This is a genomic window from Ammoniphilus resinae, from assembly GCF_017873965.1.
In the GTDB taxonomy this organism is placed as follows: domain Bacteria; phylum Bacillota; class Bacilli; order Aneurinibacillales; family RAOX-1; genus Ammoniphilus_A; species Ammoniphilus_A resinae.
In genome coordinates, this window is record NZ_JAGGKT010000002.1 from 299,376 (window position 1) to 324,584 (window position 25,209).

Consider the following 25,209-nt stretch of genomic DNA (forward strand, 5'->3'; position numbering starts at 1 on the left):
GGAAGCTTTCTTTTAATCCACAATAAGCCGGGAATCCACAAGCCTTGGTACTACTGGTAAAATTCCTGGTTGAGCGGCATAACAGATGGCCTTACTATAACCTAGTTCCTTAAGTAGACTGGCTGTCGCAGATTTTTGAAACGAAGGGAGTATGTTATCATTCTGGCTTTGATAGAACAGATACGCTGTGCGTGCTGAATCAGACAACGTCCAATTCTCTAGGTCCGCCTTAACTAACTCAGATATTAAGTACCCGGCCCCAAGGAAATCTTCAATCGAGAAATTCCCCATGGAACCGGCGCAAATGATGACTAGTGAGCTGTCATCCGGATCATTTCTTATTTGTTTGGCAACCTCAGCACCATTAACAATGGATGAAGTATAGACACGTTTTGCTGTACTAGCTTTTTTAATTGCCACGGTTCCATTCGTTGTTGATAAGATAAGGGATTTCCCAGCAAAATCTGCTTGGATCAACTCAAGCGGGTCGGGATTGATAAAACCTTCCAAGGGGTAACCAGCGAGTTCCCCCGCTACTATACATTCGTGACCAAAGCTTTCGTAAACCGCTAATGCCTCTTCCCCATTGATCACGGGAAAGACCTCTTTTATTCCATGGTGCAGCGCTGCAGCAATAGTTGATGTTGCTAGTAGCACATCGATAACAACAGCCGTACAATGAGTAAGTTTGGAGGGATCTATTTCTTCTTTTCGTGTTAAAACTTGGATCTTTCGCATACAACCCCCTCAAATTTCCTTACTTTTACTTTTCCAAAAGATATTGCACAATAGATTCGTGTAAGGTTTCTGAGCTTTGGAAGTGTAGACGGGAAATCCGTAGTTCTTTGTACCAGCGTTCGAGTGGAACATCTCTGGTAAAACCTGCCCCCCCATGGATTTGCAGGACTCGATCCACTACTTTTGCTGCTGTTTCGCTGGCATTTAGCTTAGCAATTTTAGCAGCGTGATCACGGTCCTTTCTTTTTTGGTCCATTTTTAAGGCAGCATTCCACACGGAAAATCGGGCTGCTTGCAATTCTGCTTCAGATACAGCAAACATTGTGCGAATCGTTGGATATTCAGACAAAGGTTTTCCTCTTGTGATGCGCAAGGAGGCATAGTCAATACCAATTTCCAAAGCCTTTTGGGCAATCCCTAAATAACGGGCAGACATCAGCACCTGGGAACTCGTCAGCCATTCTTCAAGCAACTGGACTCCATCCCCTACCCCTCCAATCCGTCTTGTGTCCTCCAATTCCAACTGTTCAAAGAATAATTCGTGACTTAACTGAACATCCAGTAAAACCTGTTCTCTTTTCCCGATTGGATCTTTGCGATCTAAAAGGAATAGAGTCGGTTTGCGCTCTCCAGTTTCCGTTATACTTTGAACCAACAGGATACCAAAATCCGCATGCTCCACATTCGAGACATACGACTTTTTCCCCCGAACAAACCACTTCCCGTTCTTTTTCTCCGCGTAACAGGTTAAGTTATCAAGGTTATTGCTTTCCTCTGGCTCCCAAAGGGCGATATAGCAGCCATTGCCTGATTGAATGGATGGTTTCACATACTTTTCAAATAGTTCTGGCATGCATTCTCTTAAAAAACAGGGCAAGTCTTCTCCAAATGCCCCTGCACCTGGTTGTTGTAACCCGAATCGATGCTGCACGACCTCTTCCAGGACCACAACCTGTTGAAAATAGGATAATCCCGCCCCGCCCCATTCGCTTCGAGTACCAAACAGCCATAACCCTCTTTCCTTTGCCTTCATTTGCAGCTCGTTCACAACTGGCGTGGGCAATTGCTCGATTGTACTTCCAGCATCCTGTTCAAAAGGAACAACATACTCTCTCGTAAACGATCGCACTGTTTTACGTAACATTTTTAACTCATCAGATAGTAACAACTCTTCCATTGAAATTCCCCCTCCCGTGAGAAAAGAAGATCAACCTCCCCCAAGGTAACCTTCTCTTCTATACCAATTCCTTTTTCATAGCTTTATAGCTTTGCTCCATCAAATTTTGAACACCCACGCCCAATTTTGCGAATCTCTCATCATGAATCTCGCCTCTCCTCCATCGGGCATAAATTTGCTGTAAGACAGCAGCAACTTTGTAAAAAGCAAACGTAAGATAGTAGTCTATATGAATCAGATCTCTCCTGCTCTTTTGAGCATACAACTCAATAAATTCTCGTCGGCTGATAAAACCGGGATTTTTTGTAATCGAGGTGAGTCCGGTTTCCGCCTCACCAGTTTCCGTCCAATAAGCAAGGGCTACTCCCAAATCCATTAGTGGATCGCCAACTGTACACATCTCCCAATCAAAAACAGCGACAACTTTGCTTGGGTCGTGTGGAGATAACATCATATTATTTAATTTGAAATCGTTATGAATCATCGTAGCAGGTGGTGAGGTCGGGATGTTATCCACCAACCATTTTTCAATCATCTCTACACCAGAGAGTTCCTCAGATTTTGCTGCTTGGTAGCGTTTGATCCAACCATTGACCTGCCTTTCCAAAAAGCCTGCCGGACGGCCAATCTCTTCTAACCGTGCTTTTTGTATGTCAACGTCATGCAGCATAACAAGGGTGTCTACCACTGCTTCCGAGATCACACGACAGGTTTCAGGCTGATTAAATTGCGGGGGGAGAGTATCATCTAATACAAGCCCCTTTTTTATTTCCATAATATAAAAATGCTTCTCCATCACCTGTGGATCATCACCATATAGATAAGGCTGTGGAGCTAAAGGGTAAACAGGGTGAAGTTTTTTTAGAATTCGATATTCCCGTTCCATATCATGGGCTTTCGGTGGGACTTGGCCGAAGGGAGGACGCCTCAGAACAGCCTCCCACGAGCCGATCTGTACCTTATAGGTCAAGTTCGAATACCCGGCTGAAAATGGATGCACTTGCAATGGATCATTACTTAGCCCATTGATATGGAAGCGAAGAAAACGTTCGACCATCTCCCAGTTGATTCCGTTTCCTGCATGAATGGATACGGGCTCTTCGTGACCCATGCTGCCTACCTCCCTGCTTGATAAGCCTTAATCACTTGTCTCGCAACCACCATCCGATGAACTTCATCCGCCCCATCATAAATCCGGGCAGCTCGAGCCTCCCGGTAGAATCCTTCCAGTGGTGTATCCGCTGTAATGCCAAGTGCCCCATGTACCTGAATGGCCCTGTCAATGACATCATGTAGCACTTTTGCTCCGTAAAATTTAATAATGGAGATTTCTTTACGAGCTTGATCACCTTGGTCCATCTTCCATGCCGCATGCAAGGTCAACAGACGAGCAGCATCAATTTCGGCAGCAGAGTCAGCAATAAAGTTCTGGATGGTTTGGAAATCGGCCAACTTTTTCCCGCGAGTCTCCCTTTTTAGCGCATAATCAACCATTAAATCCAGGCTGCGTTTGGCTACGCCTATCCAACGCATAGCATGCGTGATCCGGCCTGGTCCAAGCCGATATTGAGCTAATTTAAACCCTTCGCCGCGGTTGCCTAGCATATTTTTCGCAGGTACACGACAATCGGTATAGCGGACCTCACAGTGCCCCCCGGCAAAATGATCGCCCATCACTGGGACTTCACGGACAATTTCAAAACCGGGATTGTCTGCATCCACCAGGAACATGCTGTACTGCTCGTGTTTTGGCGCGTCTGGATCGGTTCTGACCATGACAATTGAAAAAGAGGATCCTATGGCACCGGTCGTAAACCATTTATGGGCGTTGATTACCCATTCGTCGCCATCCTGCACAGCCGTAGCTTGAAGCATGGTCGGATCTGAACCCGAGACTTCCGGTTCCGTCATCGCAAAGCAAGAACTAACCTCCCCGTTTGCCAACGGGATTAAATACTTTTGCTTTTGTTCCTCCGTTGCCACCTGCCACAGGATTTCTGAATTCCCGGCGTTAGGCGCCATTGAACCGAATATATAGGGAGCAATCGGACTCCGCCCGATAATCTCCGAAAGCAGGCCAAGAGAAACAAACCCCATGCCCATTCCGCCGACTTCTTTGGGCAAATGGCCTGCCCATAATCCCAAATCTTTTATCTTTTGCTGCAAAGGCTTTAAGATATCATTTGGCAAACCGCGATGGGGTACCATATATTTTTCATTCGGATAAACATATTCGTCCATAAAAGCCGTTGCCTTCTCAATCATTTCTTGTTGCTCTCTGGATGGACTAAAATCGAACATTTTCTTCGCTCCTATCTCATATAAATTCCACCATTTATATCAATGGTTGCGCCCGTAATGTAGGAGGTGGCAGAGTCACATAAAAACATTACGGCGTTTACCACGTCTTCATTTTTTCCTACTCTCCCCATCGCCGCTGTTGACGCCATTTTATCTAAAATGTCCTTGGGGAAATCAGCAATCATCGGGGTATCAAACGGTCCCGGTGCCACCGCGTTAACCGTCACTCCATATGGAGCTAATGCTTTGGCAAACGATTTGGCTAAAGAGATGATCCCTGCCTTGGAGGCCGCATATGGTGCAGACACGGCAGCCCCGCCTGTGTGTCCAGCTATTGAACTGATATGGACAATTCGTCCATAATGCTGTTCTTTCATCAGATGCATGACTGCCTGTGAAACGAAGAAGGCCCCTTTTAAATTGATATCCAATACCCGATCCCACAGTTCTTCCGTTACCTCTTCAATCGAATCATAGGGACAAATCCCTGCCGCGTTAATAACAATATCAATCCGCTTGGCTTCCGTGGCAATCTTTTTGACCCATGTCTCTACCTGGTTTAACTGGGTAATATCCACAACTTTTGCGTGAAAGTTGGGTTCATCCCTATAAATCAGATTTAATTGTTGAATAGATTCCTGCTGATAATCTGAGGCAAAAACAATAGCGCCAGCCTTTAGAAATTGTGCGATTAAGCTTTTTCCAAGGCCGCCTGCACCGCCAGTGATAACGACTACTTGATCTGAAAAATTCCAACTTGCCATCTTTCGCCTCCCAATCAGTTTAGACTCCTAATGCAGTCAATCCCCCGTCGATCATTAAGGTATGTCCCGTCACATAATTGGCCAAATCAGATGAGAGATAAAGCACCCCACCCACGATTTCATCTGGATTCCCCAACCGTTTGCTAGGTGTTCTGGTCACAATCCGGTTTAAAAATTCTTCATTTTTCACGGCATTCGCGATCAACTCCGTAGCAATATATCCTGGTCCAATCGCATTAACCTGGATATTATATTTCGCCCACTCACAAGCCAAGACTTTGGTCATCTGAACCACTGCGCCTTTACTCGATGTATAAGGAGAGGAATTGGTGATGGCCACAAATCCGCCAATAGAAGCCATGTTGACGATTTTCCCATGGCCTTGCTTGATCATTTCCTTCCCTACTGCTTGGCACATGAAGAAATAGGATTTCTGATTGAGGTCCATGATTAGATTCCAGTCTTCTTCCGTTACCTCTTCTGCCGGCTTTCTGCGTGTAACACCGGAGTTGTTAACCAACACATCGATCTTTGCAAAGTTTTGTTTAACGGTGTCCACGACCTTTTGAATTTGCCCCAGGTCAGAAAGATCGGCAGGAATAACCAATGCCTTCCCTCCCCGGTCACGAACCAAAACAGCCGTTTCTTCTAATTGTTCCTTGTTCCGGCTCACCAAAACGACATTTGCCCCAAGCGATCCGAAGCCAAGTGCGATACTTTTCCCAATCCCCCTGCTTGCACCGGTTACGATAACCACCTTATCTGAAAAATCCAGCTGAAAGTTCATTACACCACTCCTTTTACGCAAGTTTCGAACGGAGATAACTAGCAATATCCGTCCCTTCCGCTTTGCTTTGTCTCGGTTCTTTAGCAGGCAAAGAATCTTTTTGATACGATTTCCACAGGACGCCAACAGGCATGGAAGGCGGAGTAATTACCCCGACATAATCCTGTGCATTAGATGCAGGTGTTTCAATATAGTTAATCTTTTGACGATAGAAGTCATAACCTTGCGCTTTGTTGAAAACAACACATGGACTGAAGATATTGATCAAAGAAAATCCCTCGTGTTGGACTCCCTGGGCAATTAAGTTTTCAAGATGCTTGGCATCCCCGGAAAATCCCTGAGCAACAAAAGAGGCACCCGAAGCCCATGCCAACAATAACGGATTAATTGGCAAGTCAGCATTCCCGAAAGGTGTCGTGGAAGACTGATACCCTAGCGGGCTTGTAGGGGAAGTCTGCCCTTTGGTATTTCCATAGACACCATTATCCATGACGACATAGGTAATATTTAAGTTCCTCCGCGCTGCATGAACCAGATGCCCTACACCAATTCCGTATCCATCTCCATCCCCGCCGGCTGCAATGACTGTAAGATCCGGACGGGAAGCTTTAACCCCTTGGGCGATTGGTAAGGACCTGCCATGTGTTCCATGGATGGCATATCCCCCATGGTAATGACCAATCTTTCCGCTGCAGCCAATCCCGGAAACTAAAACCGTATCCTCCGGTTGAATATTCAGGGACGCAAGAGCCCTATGCATGCACTTTAATACTGAAAAATCACCACATCCCGGACACCAAGTGATAGGGTTGCCATTCATATAATCCTTTGCAGTGACTACTGTATCTGCCATTTCCATTACCCCCTCGTTAATTCTTTTTGAGCAGACAAAATACTAGTTACCGAATCCTGGAATTCTTCCAATGTATAATGCTCTCCATTATAGCGAAGAAGAGAATGAATCTGTCTATCAACTAGGGCAGATTCAATCATCGAACGAATTTGTCCAGTCGCATTATATTCTGCAACAATCACGGTTTTTGCCTCGGAAAGTGCATTCACAATACTTTCTACAGGAACCGGGTGGAGTTGACGGAGCAGAACCCCTTTATACTGTTCTGGTTGACGTTTTACAAGATTTTCAATCAGTTCACTCATGGAACCGGTTCCAATAATCGCGACGGGTGCATCCATGTTTCCAATAATCGATAACGGTCGTTGATACTCGATTTGATCTGCCTTGTGCAGTCGTCTTAAGTGGTGGGTCTCACGCACTACCTTAAAATCCGGCTCCATAAATCCCTTTTCATCATGCTCATCCCCGCTAGCCACATAACCGCCGCCTTTGATCCCTGGAACAGTTCTTACAGGAGGTGCCCCATCTACTGAATGGAATCTTGCATAATCCTCAATTGGCAATGATTCTAATAGTGTTGGTCCGCGGTCCACGGTGACACTGCGAATCGCCTGCTCAACAGCAACCCATGGAAGGGAAACTCTGCGTACAGCAAGATCGAGGTCAAGCGCAAGAATGACCGGACATTGATAATAATCTGCTAGATTTAAAGCCTCTTGAATCACAGCGATACAGTCTAGAACATCGGTGGGTGTGAGGATGATCCGGGCAAACTCCCCGTGGCCAGCATAACGTAAATGCTGCAGATCACTTTGTTCCGTTTTCGTCGGCATCCCCGTAGATGGACCTCCACGTTGATTATCAATGATTACTAGGGGAATCTCAGTTGCGCCAAGGTAACTAAGTGCCTCTGTCATTAAAGCAATTCCTGGACCGCTACTCGCAACGAAAGTCCTCTCACCAGCATAACTAGCACCAGCCGCTGCATAAATGGCAGCCATTTCGTCCTCTACCTGCACCGTTTTACCACCGAGCGGCGGGAGCCATTTTGTAAGGTTTTCCAAGATTTCAGAAGCCGGTGTGATTGGGTATCCAAAATAATGGCGTACATCTCCAGCAATCGCTCCCAGTGATAAGGCATCGTTTCCGGAAATCGTCACAAGATCGGATAGTTTGTTGGTTACAGTGTTCCCCTTATTCTTGAACTGGCCTAAAATATATCCGCGATGTGCCAAGTTTTGATTTAATTCACCTGCAAAGTGCTGGTTGATCGAATCCTCAAGGAGGGGGAATGGGATCCCGAGGTACCCGGCAATCACCCCGAGACTCCAGACGTTAAATCCTAGTTTAGGTGTTTCCCCGCGGTTCTCCTCAGGTACCATTGTAGTGTTCATTGAACCAAACAGCATGGCTGAATCAGCCATTCTTGGTAAGTACCGTTTTGCTCCTTCGTCATCCCAAACCACAGCAATGTCGATCGTTTCGATTCTTGGAGGTGGAGCTTCCTCCCCTTTTTCAGAAATATAAATCTCAAATGCGGTGTGACCTCCTCGAATAATCGTCGAAAAATCTCTCCATGCCCGATGGGTATACCCTTGGGATCGCATGATATTAGAAAGAATTTCTCCCGCTGTTTCAATTCCTTGACCCGTCAACCCAAATAACGCAGCAGTCTTCATTTGTAGCCCCCCAATTCGTCTTCGTTTTACACCAAACTGTGCATCTGGTATCTGATACATCAGTTTTAATAAAATAAAATTACTCTCTAATACACTAAATTATAATTAAATCAAACTGGACAGTCAATAAAAACTAATTTGCCTTGATTGAATTTATAGAATATTTACGAATAGTCGGCAACTGTATACAGTTTAATCTCTTCGATATGCTCCTCCATAAGTCTTTGGGCTTGTGGGATGTCTAGTTGATACATGGCCTGCAATATCTTTTTATGCATATCATTGGCCTGTGTAGGACGATCGAAATTTTTGGCGATAATGATTCCAAACCATCTAATTTGGACTTCTAACGTATCCATAAATGTAATCAAGCGTTTATTCCCCGAGTACTTAATTATTGTTTGATGTAAATTTCGATCCGCAATGAAAAATCGCTCGCGATTTCCCTTTTGTATCTCCTCTTCGGCTTCCTCAGCTTCATCTAACAACGATTCTAGCACTTCTTTAGGGATCATCGGTGCAGCCAATTGCACAGCTGTTCTCTCCAGGGATTTGCGAACATCATAGATTTCGATGATATCATGCACTTTCGGCGTATTGACATAGGTTCCGGAGCGCGGTCTGACTTCTACGAGCCCATCTTGCTGCAAACGATTAATGGCATCCCGCAACGGTGTCTTGCTCACACCAAGCTCCTCCCGCAACCTTTCGTAGCTTATCCTAGATCCGGGAGGCAATTGGTTTTGCATAATTTTATCCCTCAAATAAAGATAGACACGTTCATGTAAATTGCTATTATCAAATTCAATGTGCTTTTCCATCCTCATCAATCCACCTACTCATTTTATGCTACTATAAAAATACCATTTTATTTTCCTTACGCATAGGTAGCAGCCTAAATTAGCGGGAAATTTTTCCGTTAAAGACCCTGTTTGAATCAAATACTCCTAAATACGCTTTTACCGGTACAATGATCCATCCCACAGATACTTTTTCATAATTTCTTCATCCAACTCCACGCCAATTCCCACTCCTCTAGGAATTGCAACATGTCCTTTCACAGGTGTGAGCGGTACAAGATGCGTAAAAGGGTTGTCCATAACATCCCATTCTACTGGTTCAATATCTTCCCCATCCATCTTGCTCCAGGGTGGTAAGCATGCATGCGAAAATAAGGTGTACAGTCGCGACAATGCCCCGTCAAACGTGTGTGGGGAGGTTCGAAGCCCGAAATCACGGGATAATTGTAAGGTATGCCTAAACCCATCAATCCCATCTTCATGAGCGATATCCGGTTGAATAATATCCATCGCCCCAGCACGCAGAAGTGGAAGAAATTCGGCAGTACTTTTCAGATTCTCTCCACCAGCTACAGCAACAGATAGGCTAGAACGCAGTTGCGCGTACTCAATAACCTCGTTCATCGGAAGCGGTTCTTCAAACCAGAGAAAGTTTGACCAACTAGAAAACGTTCGTTCCCATCTTCGAGCAGTGGCCAAATCATAGCTTTGATTTGCATCCAAAATCAGTTTGCATTGGCCTTGAAGCATGTCCTGAATATGCATAATATGTTCCAGATCCTGCTGAAACGGTCGCCCTCCCACTTTTACCTTTAGCTGACCAAATCCTTGGCCTATAGCCTGGTCCACGAGATTCGCAGAATGCTGGATCCAGTCCTTCTGCTCAGTGTAAGATTGAAAAGATGCATACACTGGCACTGTCTCTCTCCATTTTCCACCCCAGAGATCACATATAGAAAGACCCGCATACTTTGCCGTGATTTCCGACAAGGCCATGTCCACGCCTCCAGCTATCCTTTGGTGCCATTTTTTTATGTATTGAACAATTTTCCTCCGATCTGTTGCCTCTTTCCCCATCAAATAGGGAATGATCCTTTTCTCAAAGCCCAGTTTCAAAGAAGGCAGCCAGTCAGTACATTCCCCCCAACCGGAGATCCCCGACTCAGTTGTGATTCGAAATAAAAACACCGTACGATATTCTTTATAACCATTAGCATCCCCGTATGGCTGTGACAACCGATAAAATAAAGGGAATGTCTCTACTGAAACGATTTTCAAAAATTCTCCCCCCTTCTTTCCATTTTATGAAGATAGTATGAGTTCCAAGGTTTTCCTTTATGCCCGCATAAATTGTCCAACTTTTGGAATAATGGAGACGTAAACTAACTAGGGAAGGTGATCAGTTTTGGGTTGGAATGGATGGCCCCTGGATCGCGTATTTATTTTCGCATTGGGGTTAATGTTTCTTGTGATTTTTGTACAAGTCACCTTGTTTCATTATCGCCAAAATTTCCGCCATTGGTCGATGTGGATTCCAGTCACAGCCACACCGGTATTTGGCCTTTGTATGGTTCTCTTTTCTTTTTACAATGTAACATGGTTGCATTTTTTGTTGACTGTCTTGTTGTCTGTTGGGATTTTGGCAGGTGGTTACGGCTCCTACATGCACGTCCATGGCATCGGACAACGTGTAGGCGGCTATGAAATGCGCAATGTCCTAGTTGGTCCGCCGATCGCACTGCCCTCCATGATCACGGCCACCAGCTTGTTAGGGCTTATTGCGTTGTACTGGGGGGGATAAGAAAGATGTCAGAGCATAAATTACATTATCCCGACTTTAATGTGCTGAATGCGGAAGAACATTGGGATCCCCATACTCGAGAGATTGTTGATAAACGTTTAGAAACCCAAACGTTTTTCCCACCTCAGTTCTTAACAGAACAAGAAATCGAAACCTTATTCCACCTGTGTTCGGTATTGTTAGATGATCAGCGAAAACCGGTTATTGCCTTTGTTGTTCACCATTTTGACTCCACCTTAAAGGCCAGTATCGGTGAATCACAACGGAAAATTGGTGTCCCTGAACAATCTGTCCTGATTCGCGGTGGGCTGACCTTGCTTAATCAAGTCTGCAATGAACGTTATGGTGGAGCTTTCCATACGATTGACGAAAATCTTAAAATACAGGTTGTGGGCGAACTCATGCAAGGGAATTTATCTGTGCCTTCCAACGCGCAAAGTGTACCTGCAAAGGATTTTGCAGATAAAATTTTAAGTGTCTCCGTGGCCGCTTATTATTCTCATCCCACGATCTGGTCGGAAATCGGGTACGCCGGGCCGGCTTATCCTCGCGGTTATGTTCGCTCGGAGTTGGGATTAACTGATCCATGGGAGGCGAGAAGAAATGTCGAATAGCAACGATCCTGTCACACATCATATTGACCACTACCAGGACCATCGCTATAGTGACCTGAATCAGCGGAAATATAAAGATGATGCAGATGTATGCATCGTTGGGGCTGGTGCAGCTGGAGGGGTTCTCGCCTATGAGTTGAGCAAATCTGGGCTGAAGGTCGTTGTGATTGAAGCCGGGCCCTATTGGAATCCACAAACAGATTTTGCCAGTGATGAATTGGCGATGACCCATCTCGGTTGGCAAGACACACGGATCGTCAGCGGGGGGCAACCGTTGCAGCTTGGCCACAACAATTCCGGAAGAGGGATTGGCGGAGGGACAACCCACTTTACAGGGGTATTCCTGCGTTTTCATGAAAGTGATTTCCGCACCAAAACCGAAGATGGGGTTGGAGAGGACTGGCCTCTTACCTATCACGATCTTGAACCCTACTACGACAAAATCGAAAAAGAAATAGCCGTCTCCGGGCCCAAGCATTTTCCGTGGGGATCCTTTCACGGTCCCTACCCATATCCGGAACGCGAACCGCTTAGCGCCAATGCAGAAATTTTTCGTATCGGCTGTGAAAAGCTTGGAATCCGCAGTGTCGTCGCACCCCTAGCGATTAATTCGGCACCCTTTGACGGTCGTCCCCCATGTATAAACCGGGGATTTTGTAATCAGGGATGTATGCCAAATGCAAAGTTTAGCACCCTGGTCTTCCATATTCCAAAGGCCATTCAAGAGGGTGCGGAAGTCATAACCGATAGCATGGTCACGCAAATTTCGGCCAATAAAGAAGGACGAGTAACAGGCGTAACCTTTATCCACGATGGGCAGGCTTATGAACAGAAAGCACGGGTTGTTATTTTAGCTAATTTTGTGATAGAAACCCCGCGCTTATTGCTTAACTCGGCGAATGCAGCTTTTCCAAACGGGTTGGCGAATTCCAGCGGGTGGGTCGGAAAATCAATCATGGTCCACAGCAGTAACGATGTTTATGGAAAGTTTCCGGAGGAAATTCGCTTATACAAAGGCACTCCTGTATTGGCAACAACACAGGACTTTTATGAAACAGACCCAGACAGAGGATTTGCTAGGGGATACACGTTGCATGCCCATGGATCACGGCCCGTCGAGATGGCCAAGGGGATTTCCAAGGCAGCTACTTTATGGGGACAGAGCTTGCGAAAAGCGATGCTCGATTACAATTTCTATGGAAGGGTTACACTCGTCGGCGAAGTACTTCCTAATCCGCTCAATCGGGTGATTCTTTCAGAGGAAAAAGACGAATATGGCATGGCCCGGGCCCATGTTTCCTTCTCTTACGGAGACAATGACAATCAGTTGATTACACATGCCGTAGGCAAGATGAAAGAAATTATAGAGGCCGCAGGAGGCAATCCGGAATTTGTTACCGATGATACCGCACATATGATGGGGGGATGCCGCATGGGCAATGACCCAAACACGTCAGTCACAAACAGCTTTGGGCAAACCCATGATATTCCCAATCTATTTATTTGCAGTGCGAGTGTTTTTGTCACATCGGGAGGCGGAAATCCAACGAACACGGTGATGGCTTTAGCCGCTAGGAGTGCTGACTATATTATTGACCAGCTGAAACAGCAGATATTATAGAGAACGAGCTAAATTAGACGAAGAATTTTCGGTCAAGCTCCGGAAATTCTCCGTCTATCAAACCAAGCTGCTTACTCCGGTTATTTTAGAAATCACCCAATGATCTTCTCAATAAACCGTTCTAAGTTAGCAACACTCGTTATTCTCTTATTACATTCCTCACTACTTAAACACATATAATTCCCGACGGCTTTATAGTAATCCGGAGAATTCCCTATCCGGGCTTTGCTAACAGCAGAAACAAGGGCAACCTCCCCAAACCCGTTACAGAGACAACATACATCCTTCTTATTTGCAGGAGTAAGCTTGCCTTCGATACCAACAATCTCACCATGATAAGGATATACTATAAATAATTTATTCATAGAGATATCAAGCCAGCTGTAATAGGTTAGCGAATGGTAATCAATCGTCGTTAAATCAGGTACCTTAAGCTTTTTATTTTTGGAAAACTGCTTTCTAATCTGTTTTTCCGTCAACTGTGGAAATTCAATAAGATAAGGGGCTAAAGAAGCGAGATACTGCTGAAAGTCCTCTGCTAGTTTCAAAGAAGAGAATCTCTCGAGTATTTTCATTTGCTTTTCAGTTGCATCCGAGAACATTTCCATTACTTTCGATTCCGCGCTGCCTCGAACCGCTTCGACCACTTGGGGATCGCCGACAGTCTTGATGGTATGCTGCAGGATTCCTGCTTGTTTTTTAATCATATTATATTGATGATTCATAATAAATGGTTCTAACATAGCTTTCCCTCCTAACCGCTCGCTTTTATTTTAGGATAAAAGCCACCTTTTTAAAATGCAGAAAATAACTAAGAAACAAATTCGCCATATCAACGCAAAATGCACTGACAATCTTATCCCAAGATCACCAGTGCACCATCCCTTATGCTTTGATTTTCGTATACACAATTTTTTTGATTGTCTCCACCGATAGAAAATACTCATCAGCCAATTCAGGAATCGAGCAGCCATCTTGAAAGGCCAATTTTATTGCATGATTTCTCTCATCAATTGACTTTCTCCCACCAGAACGTGTGCCCCATTTTTCGTGAGAGGATTCCGGTTTGGGAATATAGATCGTTTCTCCCTGCACATACTTTTGAATTTCAAGTATCAATTTCTCAGGCAGGATTGCAGTTGCTTTCACATATTTCATTTCAGCCAGCCCCTTATTTTTTAATTAAAAGAAAATAAGGTGCAAAGCCATCATATCAGAAATAAGATCTGCTTGATTGGGCGATTTTAAAGATTATTGTTTCACCCCATGCAAAGGATCGCCTCCAATACTAGGCTTTGCATGAGTCGCTGCAGTCTCTGGCATGTTTATCTGGTTTGCCATATTGACCACCTCCATTCGTTCTCAACTGATTACAATATTATATAACAGAAATCTCCTCGTTTCATCAATCTTAGTGATAATTCCCACTCGTCACGGAAAAAATAACTTAAAGTTATGCAAAGGAGAGTGTACTAAATGTGGACTATTTTTTGGCAAGCGCTATTACTTGCTTTCGTTGGCACAATCCTAGTTCGCTTGGGTGGACGAAAATCGGTTTCCCAAATGACCACCGCCCAGCTTGCCGTATTGCTGGGGCTAGGGACCATTTTAGGATCAGAAGTGGCAGGCAAAGGATTAGCGAAAACCATATTGGCATCGGCCACGTTTATCGGTTTTCTTGCCCTTGCCGAATGGATATCTTTGCGCTCTAACCGAGCAGAAGGATTGATCAAGGGAAAAGCCATCCCAGTAATCATCAATGGAAATCTGGTTGTCAGCAACCTAAAAGCCCTGCGTATGTCTGTTGATGATTTGGAAAAACGTCTACGGATGGCCGGAATATCACGTATTGAGGATGTCAAATCAGGAACGATTGAAGATAATGGAGAGCTCGGTTATGAATTGATGCCACATGCAAGGCCCGTGACAAGAGGAGACTTGGAGAAAATTCTTAAAGCCAATTTTCCTCAAGCCATTATACCTAGTGAAACAGCGAAAGATAACATTTTTACCGAAGTAAATCAAGGATCACATGATTACGAGGTTCCCGAGCAACTTCATTAAGCGAAATGTCTCAGCCTCCTTCTTCCAATCCGCCTTTTCTGGTAAAATATAGTTTGGGACTAGTAAAGCCCATTCAGCAAATACAAAAACCACAGAAGAAGAAGGAGGTTGGCCATGGCTCGCGAATTTAGAGAACAGATCACGGAGCGTTTGGAGTCAAAATTGGATTCTCTGCCGTGGTACGTCATGGAATTTATCCATCATAAGCAACTAAAAATGTCCCCTGCTTCCCTACTCAATTACGTCCATGATTACATAATCTTTTTTGACTGGCTGGTCATAGAAGGGTTTCACCCTGGACCAAGGGAAAAAATTTCCTTAGAGGTTCTGGCCAAGCTGAAATTACAAGATATCGACAATTTCCAACGCTTTCTAATGCTCAACCGGAAGAAATCCGGCTCAAGTAAAAGCATTTCAAGCGCAACTATTAATCGCAAACTATCCTCTTTAAAAAGTCTATTTCATTATTTATCACAGATTGCCGAAGATGATCAGTTTAATCCTTATCTTAGAAGAAATGTAATGGCAAAAGTTGAAATGACAGGGGAAAAGATGACGCCGGCAGCCAAAGCAAAAAAAATTGAAGGAAAAATCTTGCGGGGCGAAGAAATGAATCAATTTCTGCAATTTGTTTCTCTTGATTACCCAAAAGCAGTTGCGGAAAATAAAAAATTGGTTTCTTTTCACGAAAAGAACAAAGAGCGTGATGTTGCAATGATCAGTCTGATCCTTGGCAGTGGGATGCGGGTATCTGAAATTGTCGGACTGGATCTTGAGGACATTGATCAGAGCTCTTGCACGGCAAGGGTCATGCGCAAAGGCAACAAGGAGGACTCTGTTCCGTTTGACAATGTCGCTTTGCAGGACCTGTTAAGTTATATCGCCGTTCGTAAAGAAAAATATAAAGTAGACAAATCGGAAAAGGCCCTCTTCCTATCCTACCCGATTGGCCCTGTTGGGGTTTCAAATAGAATGACCACAAGAGCTGTCCAGCAGATTATTAAAAAATATGCCAAGGCATTTGGAAAACCCTTGCTTTCCGTTCATAAGCTGCGTCACTCCTTTGCAACGGAACATTTCGAACGGAATCAGAACCTGCCAATTTTGTCAGAAATATTGGGCCATGAAAGTATCGAAACGACTGGCGTATATAATCATCTATCACAGACCGCCAAGCGCGAATCGGTAAATCGTCTAAATCGTTAAAACTGGGGCATTTGTCATAGCGGAATTTTTTCCGCTAACCTCCGGTTATTTAATGTACCCTCTTTGCTTTAATTTCTTAAGATGGTTCTCAACTAATTGATCGGTGTCCATCAGGTAGGTTTCCTGCAAGATATATAGCATTGTAAAGCAGCATTGTGCAATATGTAAAAGATTCAATCCACAACCAAGGTCAATTTCGTGCTGGCTATTTTGCACCTTCTCCCCGCTTGCTCCGCTAAATTTTCCTATCCATTGGGCAAAACGTCCAACAGCCATGGAAATATTCAGCACCGTACTGTCCAATGTAACGCCTGGAATCACCACACGTGGTAGACTCATCACCCGATACCCGTCTTCCGTCACATGAAAAATGACTTGTTCTCGTCGAATCTCTTCATTTAAATAATTTTTTCGTCGCAATTTTTCTAGATGATCATCCAGCAAATTTTGCAAATCTAAAGCAACTGCACTTTCTAATACAAAAGTAAGAGAGATGCAGGTCTGCGCCACGTCAATCAATTCTGCTGCGACTTCATGCAGCGCGTTACGGGCGAATGGGGTACCCTGCTGTTCTCTCCAAAGTAGGATCGCTTCACTAAGCTCTCCCTGTTCTTCAACTAACTTTCGAAAAGTAGATTCTACTGATGGTACTAAACCATTTAAACGGGGTAAAGCAATCTGAATCACCAAATGCACGCTCCATTATCCATCATTTCTCTTCGTTCTCTTTTTCTGCTTGTTCTTTTTGGGCTAACTCCATCATCTTTTTCATCAAAATATGCTGTGGCATATGCATCAATTGTTCAATCGGAACCTTCAATTGTTCAGATAGTTTGATGGCGGTCTCCGGAGAAATTTGTAAAGGTTTCATGAATTTTATCCTCCTATCATCGTGTTTCTCCATTCTATTTTATTATACCCTAATATGTTAAACCTCTGGGATGTAAATTTGCTTATTTTTTTATTGAAAGTCCAATCTTAATCATTTACCATTATCCAGCTAGACTGCCTAAGAAGGTAGCCTAGCTTCTTCTTTTTGAGTATATTTTTCCATTTTTTGGACCAGACTAGTATTGATTAATTTAAATGGTGTGAGGTGGCTTACAAATGATAGAATCGACATACCATCCAAGGGATCGATTTGTTCTGATTCCTTATAAAGAAAGCCAGTTTGTGGTCTATGATTCTTTGCTTGAACAGCCCATTGGGCAACCACATGCATCCATTCACCTGGGTCTTGATATGGCTACGCATTTAAACCGGAACTCACCTATGGAAAGATAAAAACGCTCTGTTTGTTCTAACAGGGCGTTTTTTGCTAGACAATTAACCAAAATACGAAACTCCTAACCTATGCCTAAAACATTTGTCCTCCCCCTGAATACTATAGGGATGAAACCAGAAAGGGAGGATTGCCGTGAAAAAACACGAGGCACATGCCATTTGCCGCAGGTACAAGAACTATTGGTGTACGATGAGAATGAGAGATGGGCGGGTCTACACCGGGGTTATCGATGATGTTGATCACGATCACGTTTATCTATTGGTTCCGCGTGATGATTGGATGAGGGAAAGTCCGGAGAAGAGTAAAAAAGATCAACGTCAATTTTATGATTATGGATATGGTTACGGTTATCCCTCTTATTATCCTGAGTCACCTTATTACGGTGGTTACTACCCCTACCCCCCTTACCCTTATTACCCCCGTCGCCGCTTCAGAAGAATCGCTCTTCCTTTAGCCTTCTTAACCGGAATTGCACTGGGAAGGAGATTTTTCTAGTAGGTTCAAAGGCAATAGGCGGAATTCTCCGCCTAAGCACCCAAAAATGGACAGGCTTTGGATCTGCTAAGCCTGCAAAAACTCCAATAATTGTTGGGCCGCCTCTTTCCCCTGCTGGATGCAATCTGGGATCCCCACTCCCCTGTATCCGGCACCTGCCAGGTAAACGCCAGGATACGCTTCTTTCATCTGCTGGTGGAGTAGTTCTAAGCGTTGCAGATGATTTACTTCATATTGCGGCATGGCCTTTTCCCAACGATTTACCCGGGTAAAAATCGGGTCAGCGGTAATTCCCATAATTCTTTTTACTTCTTCTCGAGCATAGGATACGAGGGCCTCATCTGAAGAATATACCTGATCCTGTTCCTTGGAATGTCCAATATAACAACGCAGTAAAACCCGATCCTTTGGGGTAGTTTGCGGCCACTTGGAAGAAGTCCAGGTACAAGCTGTAATCTTCCGCCCCTCATTACGGGGAATGACAAACCCGGATCCTGCATCAAGGGGATATTCAATATCCTCTTGTTTATAGGCCAATGCTACGTTAGCTACAGATACATAGGGGATATGGGAAAGCAGATCTTTTTCTTTTACCCCGCTTAGCATTTTTCGTGCAGCGAATGCAGGTGTTGCTACAATTACTGCATCAGCAGCAAGCACCCCATCCGCTGTCTTGATTTCATATTGTTTCCCCTTGCATACGACTTCAAGGATTTCCTGATGCAGACGAACATCCACCTCGTCCATAACCTCAACAAGGCGGTCCACCAAGGTCTCCAATCCATTTTGATAGGTTAAGAACATACTGTTTCTAGCCTTCGCCGGAAGTGTGGATGGTTTTTCAGCTACAGGCTTCCTGGGGCCAGCCTTTCGACTGAGAAGCATTCCCTTAATGATACTATGATATTTTCTTTCAATTTCTTTAAATTGAGGAAAAGTAGCTTCAAGGCTGAGATTTTGTGTGTCTCCAGCGTATATACCAGATAAAAGAGGTTCCGCGATATTTTCCGCAACTTCTTTCCCCAATCGCCGTTGCAAAAAGCCACCAAGCGATTCATCGCCCTCCTCCTTCCGCGGAGGAATCACCAAATCCATGGCTGCTCGTAATTTCCCCAACGGAGAAATTAGACCCGTTTTCACAAAGGGACCTAACTTGGTAGGAATCCCGAGAACCAATCCTGGGGGCATTAAATGCAATTTATTATGATGCATGATGTAATTTTTACGAGCTGCAGGATTAGTCCCCACCAGCTCGGATTCCAATCCAAGTTCCCGCGTTAAATCCATGATCGCCGTTTTTCTGGCAAGAAAGGAATCGGGCCCTTTCTCGATCACAAATCCATCAACATGATCTGTCTCGATTTTCCCGCCTAATCTTTCGCCCTTCTCCAACAAAATTAAGCGGAATGGCAACTTTTCTTCTTTGATTTTTTTTTGCAAATAAAATGCAGCAGTTAAACCAGTAATTCCACCACCAGCTATTACAATCCATTTCTGGTTCAGCGACATATGATCTATCCTTCTTTATTTAAGTCTTCGCCAATTCCTGCAAAATGACGTTTGACAAGCATTCTATGTAAAGCGGATCTGCGTTTAAGGAAGCCGTTCTTTCCAGATGAATCTCTAATTCCTTCGCCAGCTTCTGGCATTCAATATCGATATCATACAAAACTTCAAGATGGTCGCTCACAAAACCGATTGGACAAATCAGAACCTGTTTGACCCCTTCTTTTTGCAAGGATACCATACGTTCTAAAATATCGGGTCCAAGCCATGGTACAGCGGTTTGGCCAGCACTTTGCCAACCTGTTTCCCAGTGTTTCAAACCTACTCTTTGCGCAATAACCTCCGCAGTTTCTCTTAACTGCTGTGGATATGGATCTTTCATTTCGAGAATTTTCTCCGGCAAACTATGTGCAGTAAACAAGACCTTCACTTGCTCCTTAGCCTTACCTGGAAATCTCTGTAGAACCTCTTCCACACGGTTAACCAATGCTTGTATGAAATCAGGGTCAAGATGATAATCTTTGACTAGTGACAGCAACTCTATACCATAAGTTTCCGCAGCTTCTTTTGCTGTCTTATGATACGTTCCTACACTCATCATCGAATAATGTGGGGCCAGAACGATTCCAATCGCCTGTTTTATACCATCTTCTGCCATTCGCTTGATCGCGTCTTCTATAAAAGGTGCTGCATGTTTCATTCCCATATAGGCAACAAATTCATGGGGAGATTTTTCATTCAGCCTTTTTTCCAAGTTGTCAACCTGTGCTCTAGTAATTTCCAATAAAGGGGACAACCCGCCAATGGCTTGATAACGATCCACTAATTCCTGCAATCTTTCCGGAGTGGGAGGATTACCCCGACGAATGTGTGTATAATAGGCTTCTACATCGTCTAAACTGGCTGGCGTTCCATAGGCCATGACCAATACCCCGATCTTTTCCTTCGCCATTGTAAGATCCTCCTCTCTTATTGTTTATTTAAAACGGAATGGCTGTATTCATGAACATAGTCTGTCAATCGTTTTAACATATCACCTGGTACCTCGGGGAAAATCCCATGTCCCAGGTTAAAGACAAAGCCAGGTGCTTCGAGCCCTTGGTCAATAATCTCCTTGGCTTTGCTCTCGAGTTTCGACCAAGGGGCAAGCAACATCGTTGGATCGAGGTTACCTTGAATTGCATGGTTATTTCCAATCCGCTTTCGTCCTTCACGGATCGAAACCCGCCAGTCTATACCCATAACGTCGGCGTCCAAATCATTCCACAAAGGGAGAAGTTCCCCAGAACTGACGCCTCCAAAATAAATTTTTGGAACAGGTACCTCTTTTAGTTCCTGAAAAATTCTTTTCATCGTTGGATATACATATTGTTTATAATCTTCAGGAGCTAATGCTCCTGCCCAGCTATCAAATATTTGTACAGCACCCGCACCAGCAGATATCTGTGCTTTTAAATAGGTGACAATCATCGAACCAAGCTTCTCCATCAGCCGGTTCCAAAGTTCAGGTTGTCCATACATCATCTGCTTTGTACGAATATAATTTCGAGAAGGACCCCCTTCCACCATATAGCTAGCTAACGTAAATGGAGCACCTGTGAAACCAATCAATGGTACTTTTAATTCTCTGGCGAGGATCTGTATCGTTTCCAAAACATAGGAAAGATCCTCCTCAGGTTCAATGTTACGAAGACTTGCGATATCGTCCGCATTCCGAAAAGGGGTTTCTAATATAGGACCTCTCTTTTCAATGATGTCATATTTTACACCCATCGGCCCTAGCGGAACCATTATATCTGAAAATAGAATCGCCGCATCCACACCAAGTTGTTGAACAGGCAGAATGGTGACCTCTGCACATAACTCGGGGATCCGACAAATTTCCAATAAGGTATGCTTTTTTCGAATTTCTCTGTATTCCGCCTGGTAGCGACCTGCTTGTCGCATGTACCAAACCGGCACATGTTCAATTTCCTGCTTTAAACATGCTCGAATAAACGTATCATTAAAAGACATTCCGAACGAGCCTCTTTTCTGTCTATTTTTGTCCTTCCCCATTATGCCGTTTTTAGTATCATTTAACAAGCCTTTACCACACCTAACTGTGACAGTTTTGGTAAATTTAAGACCTGCGAAAAAGAGACGACCATGTTCCCATGGTCGCCACGTTTTGCATTTGTTATTCATAATTTCCTGTTCTTGTATCGTATGGGCCAGGATTTTTTATTACCGGAGGCTGAACTGCTGTTCGTTTGATCGTCCGGGTCTGATGCAGGTTAGTGGCAGCCGAGGCATGCGTACCAATTGCTTCTAGTTCCTGAAGGGAATCTACACGGTTGCTTGGATTGTCTTTCATTAGACCCACCCACTCCTTCAAAAGAGTATTAAGGACAGTCGTTACCTGCCTGACATTGGTCCAGTTCCAGCTCTGTTCCGGTCCATCCAATCAGTTCTAAGCTGATTGTTATTCAGGTTGTTGCCCAGCCGGCTCACTCCATCGTAATCGTAATAGTAGTTATAACGGTATAGTGAATCATCATTGGGTGTTAAATCATTTACATGACCATTATATTGATTCAAGTGATACCGGCCATTGTATTGGTTTACATCAAAATTCCGATTCGCCGTTCCACAACCTGCCAAAACTCCTATGGAAAGACAGCCCACTATAGCCAAAGGCATCAGTTTCCCTAAACAGGTACGATGTTTGGGCATCTTCAAGGCTGACAAGCCACCTTCCGTTCATGGCTACTCCAACCACTGTGGAAAACGTTTTTGGAGTGCATTTATAGAATGTGTGGCCATTAGAAATTTATGATTGTTATTGATTGGTTAATTAAGCCCCGTAATCAGCCTGTAATTTTCTCCGAACAAGATACTCAATCTTCAAATCTTGATAGGTCCGAAAACGAACGCACCTTTTATAGTCCCCTTGGCAGAATTGTTCCAACAATTCCGGTTCCTGTTTGAGATCCTCACTCGTTGCGTCACAATGGATTTGCGTCATAAAAAATTTAGTATGTTCATGATATAGAGGACAATTGGCCATCATTATTCCTCCCGCCCCAATAGTAATGACCCCATTATTGCCCAATTTTATTAAATATATACCAAAAATAAACCTAAAAATATGTTCCCATTGAACATAACCCCCTAGAAAAGATCTTAGGTTTTCGTTATAATCGGATATTGGAGGGGAAACCATGAAATACTCTTTTGTTTATGACCCGAGAATAGAAATGGATATGCCTGTCATCCATGAACCAATGGAGGAATGGACCTCTGAAGAAATGGCACACTTTAATGAGCAGGCTATGTCCATTACCGCTCAAATCCCAGCGAAAATTCTGGAATTTGATAAACGATACATGAAAAAATATGATGCACTGGAAATTGATCCAGAACGCTTCTTTGAGATTATGGATGATTTAAATGAGCTTTCAGGGAAAATTAGTGAGTTAAACGTGTTGTACCTTCGTCTTGAGGGGAAATTTCTTCAAACCGGCGGGCATTTCTAAAGTCTTGGTGCATACTCAGGGTATGCACCAAGACTTTTTTATTAATTCCCTGCTTTCCGACATATATAAATGATTCTTGGTGATTCCTCTAATTGATAGTTACTTGCATCATAATCTCCAAAAAGCTGCACGATTTCTAGCCCATTCCGTTGAAGCATATGTTTAAGTTGGTCTATTCCATACAACTTCACTTTTTCTTCATATTGTCTGGAATTCTCCCCCATTTCCTGGATAATGATCTTTTTCTCCACAAACTGTTCGTTGATCGAGCGATATTGCTTAATCATTAAGTCTCCTTGCTCCGTTTCCGAGTAGGGGTTAATATGCTGACGCAAATAACCAGGATTTAGGTAATCGAAGACGAAATACCCTCCGGGTTTAAGAGCTCTACTTGCATTTCTAAATACCTTCTCATTTTCCTCGTCCTCGGAGAAATATCCAAAACTGGTAAATAGATTAACGACGTGATCCATCTCTTCGTTAAAATGGACTTCACGAACATCCGCCCTCATATATAGGATATTCATGTTCAAAGATTGTTTGATCGCTTCGGCCAATAATACGGCTGATAAATCTACGCCAACCACTTGTAAACCAAGGGATGCCAGCCAACGGCTATGGCGTCCTTGCCCACAGCATAGATCTAGGACTTTTTGACCTTTTGAAACGGGAACAAAAGAAATTAACTTTTCCAGTTCCTGCGTCGCTTTTCTCTCATCACGGTGCGCATAGATTCTAAGATAATCCTCTTGAAAAGACCGTTCATACCATTCAGACATATCCATGTTCCTTTCTATTTTCGATCAAATTGGACAGAGCCTCAGGTAAATGAGAGTATTGAAAAGTAAAACCGTTACCTACTGCTTTCTTGGGAAACACTTTCTGTCCCTTCAAAAGCAAATCAGCCATTTCCCCCAATGCCATCCTTAATGCCAGTGCCGGTGTCCGGAGCCAATGTGGACGCTTCAATATTTGAGAAAGTTGTTCCCCAAATTCATTCATAGTGACAGGGGTTGGAGCGGTAAAATTGACGGCCCCAAATATTTTCTCTTGTTCCATGCAAAACAACAAAAGATTAACCGCATCGTCTATGTGGATCCAGGAAAGCCACTGATTTCCCTTGCCAATCGGCCCACCTATGTAAAAGCGATAAGGATTAAGCATTTTCGGCAGGGCCCCGCCTTTTAAGCCAAGAACTATCCCAAATCGCGCTTTAACAACACGAACGCCATTGACTGCCATCTGATCTGCCTCTGCTTCCCAAGTCGCAACAACTTGTGCAAGAAAATCCTGCACATCTTTTGAACCAGATGATTCCTCTGAAAAAATTTGCTTGTCTGAATGACCATAAAACCCAACAGCAGATCCGTTAATGACCGTTGGGGTTTGAATTGCGCCATTGGCAATCATTTCAGCTAGGCTACGTGTTGTTTGGATTCGACTTTGTTGAATTCTCTTTTTAGCCTGATTTGTCCACCTTTGGTTGATGGTTTCTCCAGCTAAGTTCACAACCCCATCAACGATCAAGGGGCATGAAGGATCTAGAGGTTCGAGCGTCCCTGTCCTCGTCATATACTTCAGATCCCGTGATAAAATGACCACCTCATGACCCACATGCCTGCATTTTTCACGTAATGCCGTTCCAATAAAACCAGAACCTCCAAGAATTGCAATCTTCATCCCGACACCCCTCATTAAAGCGCACTCCCCTTTATATTAAAGGATTGGTAAAAAAAAACAAAGAGGCTATCCCATATGGACGGCCCCTTTGTTGGTTTAACCTTACTCGTCATCTTCATAATCATGTGGACGTAGGAACGTATAATTCAGATAATCTTCTGGATCATCACCCTGAAAACAGAGATCACAAACTCCGCCGGACAATTCAGAAAGTGTGCCACAGCATGAACATCTATCCATTAGACATCCCCCTTGTCACGTGACCTGATCTTCTCTAGTTTATGGAGAAAAGACAGAAACAAGTAAGGTAATTTTAG

At 43.9% G+C, this 25,209-nt stretch carries 31 protein-coding genes; 8 read left to right on the forward strand and 23 right to left on the reverse strand.

The window, feature by feature from the left end; all coding sequences use genetic code 11:
• Positions 1-12: 12 nt before the first annotated feature.
• From J2Z37_RS05480 to J2Z37_RS05525, 10 genes are all read right to left on the reverse strand, one after another.
• Complete coding sequence (locus J2Z37_RS05480; protein ID WP_209809218.1) at positions 13-738, reverse strand: 2-phosphosulfolactate phosphatase; 726 nt, start codon at positions 736-738, stop codon at positions 13-15.
• Positions 739-763: 25 nt separating this feature from the next.
• A complete protein-coding gene (locus J2Z37_RS05485) occupies positions 764-1,915 on the reverse strand; it encodes an acyl-CoA dehydrogenase family protein (protein WP_209809219.1) in 1,152 nt (383 codons plus the stop codon).
• A gap of 58 nt (positions 1,916-1,973) precedes the next feature.
• Positions 1,974-3,026 (reverse strand): phosphotransferase family protein, encoded by a 1,053-nt coding sequence (locus tag J2Z37_RS05490; protein WP_209809220.1) that lies wholly within the window; start codon positions 3,024-3,026, stop codon positions 1,974-1,976.
• A 5-nt stretch (positions 3,027-3,031) separates the two neighbouring features.
• A complete protein-coding gene (locus J2Z37_RS05495) occupies positions 3,032-4,216 on the reverse strand; it encodes an acyl-CoA dehydrogenase family protein (RefSeq protein ID WP_209809221.1) in 1,185 nt (394 codons plus the stop codon).
• 11 nt (positions 4,217-4,227) lie between these two features.
• Positions 4,228-4,980 (reverse strand): SDR family NAD(P)-dependent oxidoreductase, encoded by a 753-nt coding sequence (locus J2Z37_RS05500; RefSeq protein ID WP_209809222.1) that lies wholly within the window; start codon positions 4,978-4,980, stop codon positions 4,228-4,230.
• Positions 4,981-4,999: 19 nt separating this feature from the next.
• The gene (locus tag J2Z37_RS05505) at positions 5,000-5,767 is read right to left on the reverse strand and encodes an SDR family NAD(P)-dependent oxidoreductase (protein ID WP_209809223.1); all 768 of its coding nucleotides are present in this window, start codon (positions 5,765-5,767) and stop codon (positions 5,000-5,002) included.
• Positions 5,768-5,780: 13 nt separating this feature from the next.
• On the reverse strand, positions 5,781-6,620 hold the full coding sequence (locus J2Z37_RS05510) for a thiamine pyrophosphate-dependent enzyme (protein WP_245203592.1): 840 nt from the start codon (positions 6,618-6,620) through the stop codon (positions 5,781-5,783).
• 5 nt (positions 6,621-6,625) lie between these two features.
• The gene (locus J2Z37_RS05515; RefSeq protein WP_209809224.1) at positions 6,626-8,362 is read right to left on the reverse strand and encodes a 2-oxoacid:acceptor oxidoreductase family protein; all 1,737 of its coding nucleotides are present in this window, start codon (positions 8,360-8,362) and stop codon (positions 6,626-6,628) included.
• A gap of 104 nt (positions 8,363-8,466) precedes the next feature.
• Positions 8,467-9,123 (reverse strand): GntR family transcriptional regulator, encoded by a 657-nt coding sequence (locus J2Z37_RS05520; RefSeq protein ID WP_245203593.1) that lies wholly within the window; start codon positions 9,121-9,123, stop codon positions 8,467-8,469.
• 138 nt (positions 9,124-9,261) lie between these two features.
• A complete protein-coding gene (locus J2Z37_RS05525; RefSeq protein ID WP_209809226.1) occupies positions 9,262-10,380 on the reverse strand; it encodes a mandelate racemase/muconate lactonizing enzyme family protein in 1,119 nt (372 codons plus the stop codon).
• Positions 10,381-10,507: 127 nt separating this feature from the next.
• On the opposite strand from J2Z37_RS05525, the gene J2Z37_RS05530 reads away from it, so the two are divergent.
• The 3 genes from J2Z37_RS05530 to J2Z37_RS05540 are packed head-to-tail and all read left to right on the forward strand — an operon-like array spanning position 10,508 to position 13,138.
• Positions 10,508-10,903 carry a hypothetical protein gene (locus tag J2Z37_RS05530; protein ID WP_245203594.1) on the forward strand — a complete coding sequence of 132 codons (396 nt, stop codon included), beginning with the start codon at positions 10,508-10,510 and terminating at the stop codon, positions 10,901-10,903.
• 5 nt (positions 10,904-10,908) lie between these two features.
• Positions 10,909-11,517: a gluconate 2-dehydrogenase subunit 3 family protein gene (locus J2Z37_RS05535; protein WP_209809227.1), complete on the forward strand. Its 609-nt coding sequence runs from the start codon at positions 10,909-10,911 to the stop codon at positions 11,515-11,517.
• Positions 11,507-13,138, forward strand: coding sequence for a GMC family oxidoreductase (locus tag J2Z37_RS05540; RefSeq protein ID WP_209809228.1), 1,632 nt, complete (start codon positions 11,507-11,509; stop codon positions 13,136-13,138). The genes J2Z37_RS05535 and J2Z37_RS05540 overlap by 11 nt, the downstream gene beginning before the upstream one ends.
• Positions 13,139-13,230: 92 nt before the next feature.
• Here the strand turns inward: J2Z37_RS05540 and J2Z37_RS05545 are convergent, their stop codons facing one another.
• Together J2Z37_RS05545 and J2Z37_RS05550 are read right to left on the reverse strand one after the other, a co-directional pair.
• Entirely contained in the window at positions 13,231-13,881 is a 651-nt protein-coding gene (locus J2Z37_RS05545) for a FusB/FusC family EF-G-binding protein (protein ID WP_209809229.1), read from the reverse strand.
• A 142-nt stretch (positions 13,882-14,023) separates the two neighbouring features.
• Entirely contained in the window at positions 14,024-14,296 is a 273-nt protein-coding gene (locus tag J2Z37_RS05550) for a CD3324 family protein (protein WP_209809230.1), read from the reverse strand.
• A 318-nt stretch (positions 14,297-14,614) separates the two neighbouring features.
• On the opposite strand from J2Z37_RS05550, the gene J2Z37_RS05555 reads away from it, so the two are divergent.
• Together J2Z37_RS05555 and xerS are read left to right on the forward strand one after the other, a co-directional pair.
• Positions 14,615-15,202, forward strand: a complete 588-nt coding sequence (locus tag J2Z37_RS05555) for a DUF421 domain-containing protein (protein ID WP_209809231.1) — start codon at positions 14,615-14,617, stop codon at positions 15,200-15,202.
• 114 nt (positions 15,203-15,316) lie between these two features.
• Entirely contained in the window at positions 15,317-16,408 is a 1,092-nt protein-coding gene (gene xerS / locus J2Z37_RS05560; protein WP_209809232.1) for a tyrosine recombinase XerS, read from the forward strand.
• 45 nt (positions 16,409-16,453) lie between these two features.
• Here the strand turns inward: xerS and J2Z37_RS05565 are convergent, their stop codons facing one another.
• Entirely contained in the window at positions 16,454-17,095 is a 642-nt protein-coding gene (locus tag J2Z37_RS05565; protein WP_209809233.1) for a nucleoside triphosphate pyrophosphohydrolase family protein, read from the reverse strand.
• Between the two features lie 22 nt (positions 17,096-17,117).
• Positions 17,118-17,279, reverse strand: coding sequence for a YycC family protein (locus J2Z37_RS05570; protein WP_209809234.1), 162 nt, complete (start codon positions 17,277-17,279; stop codon positions 17,118-17,120).
• Positions 17,280-17,515: 236 nt separating this feature from the next.
• Here J2Z37_RS05570 and J2Z37_RS05575 point away from each other — a divergent pair, with 236 nt between their 5' ends.
• Together J2Z37_RS05575 and J2Z37_RS05580 are read left to right on the forward strand one after the other, a co-directional pair.
• A complete protein-coding gene (locus J2Z37_RS05575; protein WP_209809235.1) occupies positions 17,516-17,692 on the forward strand; it encodes a hypothetical protein in 177 nt (58 codons plus the stop codon).
• 133 nt (positions 17,693-17,825) lie between these two features.
• Positions 17,826-18,188: a hypothetical protein gene (locus tag J2Z37_RS05580; RefSeq protein WP_209809236.1), complete on the forward strand. Its 363-nt coding sequence runs from the start codon at positions 17,826-17,828 to the stop codon at positions 18,186-18,188.
• A gap of 66 nt (positions 18,189-18,254) precedes the next feature.
• Here the strand turns inward: J2Z37_RS05580 and hemY are convergent, their stop codons facing one another.
• From hemY to J2Z37_RS05610, 6 genes are all read right to left on the reverse strand, one after another.
• Positions 18,255-19,697, reverse strand: a complete 1,443-nt coding sequence (hemY, locus tag J2Z37_RS05585; RefSeq protein ID WP_209809237.1) for a protoporphyrinogen oxidase — start codon at positions 19,695-19,697, stop codon at positions 18,255-18,257.
• 19 nt (positions 19,698-19,716) lie between these two features.
• A complete protein-coding gene (gene hemH / locus J2Z37_RS05590; RefSeq protein ID WP_209809238.1) occupies positions 19,717-20,646 on the reverse strand; it encodes a ferrochelatase in 930 nt (309 codons plus the stop codon).
• A 17-nt stretch (positions 20,647-20,663) separates the two neighbouring features.
• A complete protein-coding gene (gene hemE / locus J2Z37_RS05595; protein ID WP_209809239.1) occupies positions 20,664-21,710 on the reverse strand; it encodes a uroporphyrinogen decarboxylase in 1,047 nt (348 codons plus the stop codon).
• 163 nt (positions 21,711-21,873) lie between these two features.
• Positions 21,874-22,071: a hypothetical protein gene (locus tag J2Z37_RS05600; RefSeq protein WP_209809240.1), complete on the reverse strand. Its 198-nt coding sequence runs from the start codon at positions 22,069-22,071 to the stop codon at positions 21,874-21,876.
• A gap of 20 nt (positions 22,072-22,091) precedes the next feature.
• On the reverse strand, positions 22,092-22,415 hold the full coding sequence (locus J2Z37_RS05605) for a hypothetical protein (protein ID WP_209809241.1): 324 nt from the start codon (positions 22,413-22,415) through the stop codon (positions 22,092-22,094).
• Between the two features lie 115 nt (positions 22,416-22,530).
• The gene (locus J2Z37_RS05610) at positions 22,531-22,701 is read right to left on the reverse strand and encodes a hypothetical protein (RefSeq protein WP_209809242.1); all 171 of its coding nucleotides are present in this window, start codon (positions 22,699-22,701) and stop codon (positions 22,531-22,533) included.
• A gap of 196 nt (positions 22,702-22,897) precedes the next feature.
• Between J2Z37_RS05610 and J2Z37_RS05615 the strand changes: the two genes are divergently transcribed.
• Complete coding sequence (locus J2Z37_RS05615) at positions 22,898-23,212, forward strand: hypothetical protein (RefSeq protein WP_209809243.1); 315 nt, start codon at positions 22,898-22,900, stop codon at positions 23,210-23,212.
• 41 nt (positions 23,213-23,253) lie between these two features.
• Here the strand turns inward: J2Z37_RS05615 and J2Z37_RS05620 are convergent, their stop codons facing one another.
• The 3 genes from J2Z37_RS05620 to J2Z37_RS05630 all read right to left on the reverse strand — a co-directional run bounded on the left by J2Z37_RS05620 (position 23,254) and on the right by J2Z37_RS05630 (position 25,132).
• Complete coding sequence (locus tag J2Z37_RS05620) at positions 23,254-23,991, reverse strand: class I SAM-dependent methyltransferase (RefSeq protein WP_209809244.1); 738 nt, start codon at positions 23,989-23,991, stop codon at positions 23,254-23,256.
• Positions 23,984-24,892 (reverse strand): TIGR01777 family oxidoreductase, encoded by a 909-nt coding sequence (locus tag J2Z37_RS05625; protein ID WP_209809245.1) that lies wholly within the window; start codon positions 24,890-24,892, stop codon positions 23,984-23,986. The genes J2Z37_RS05620 and J2Z37_RS05625 overlap by 8 nt, the downstream gene beginning before the upstream one ends.
• Positions 24,893-24,994: 102 nt before the next feature.
• Entirely contained in the window at positions 24,995-25,132 is a 138-nt protein-coding gene (locus J2Z37_RS05630; protein WP_209809246.1) for a hypothetical protein, read from the reverse strand.
• Between the last annotated feature and the right edge of the window lie 77 nt (positions 25,133-25,209).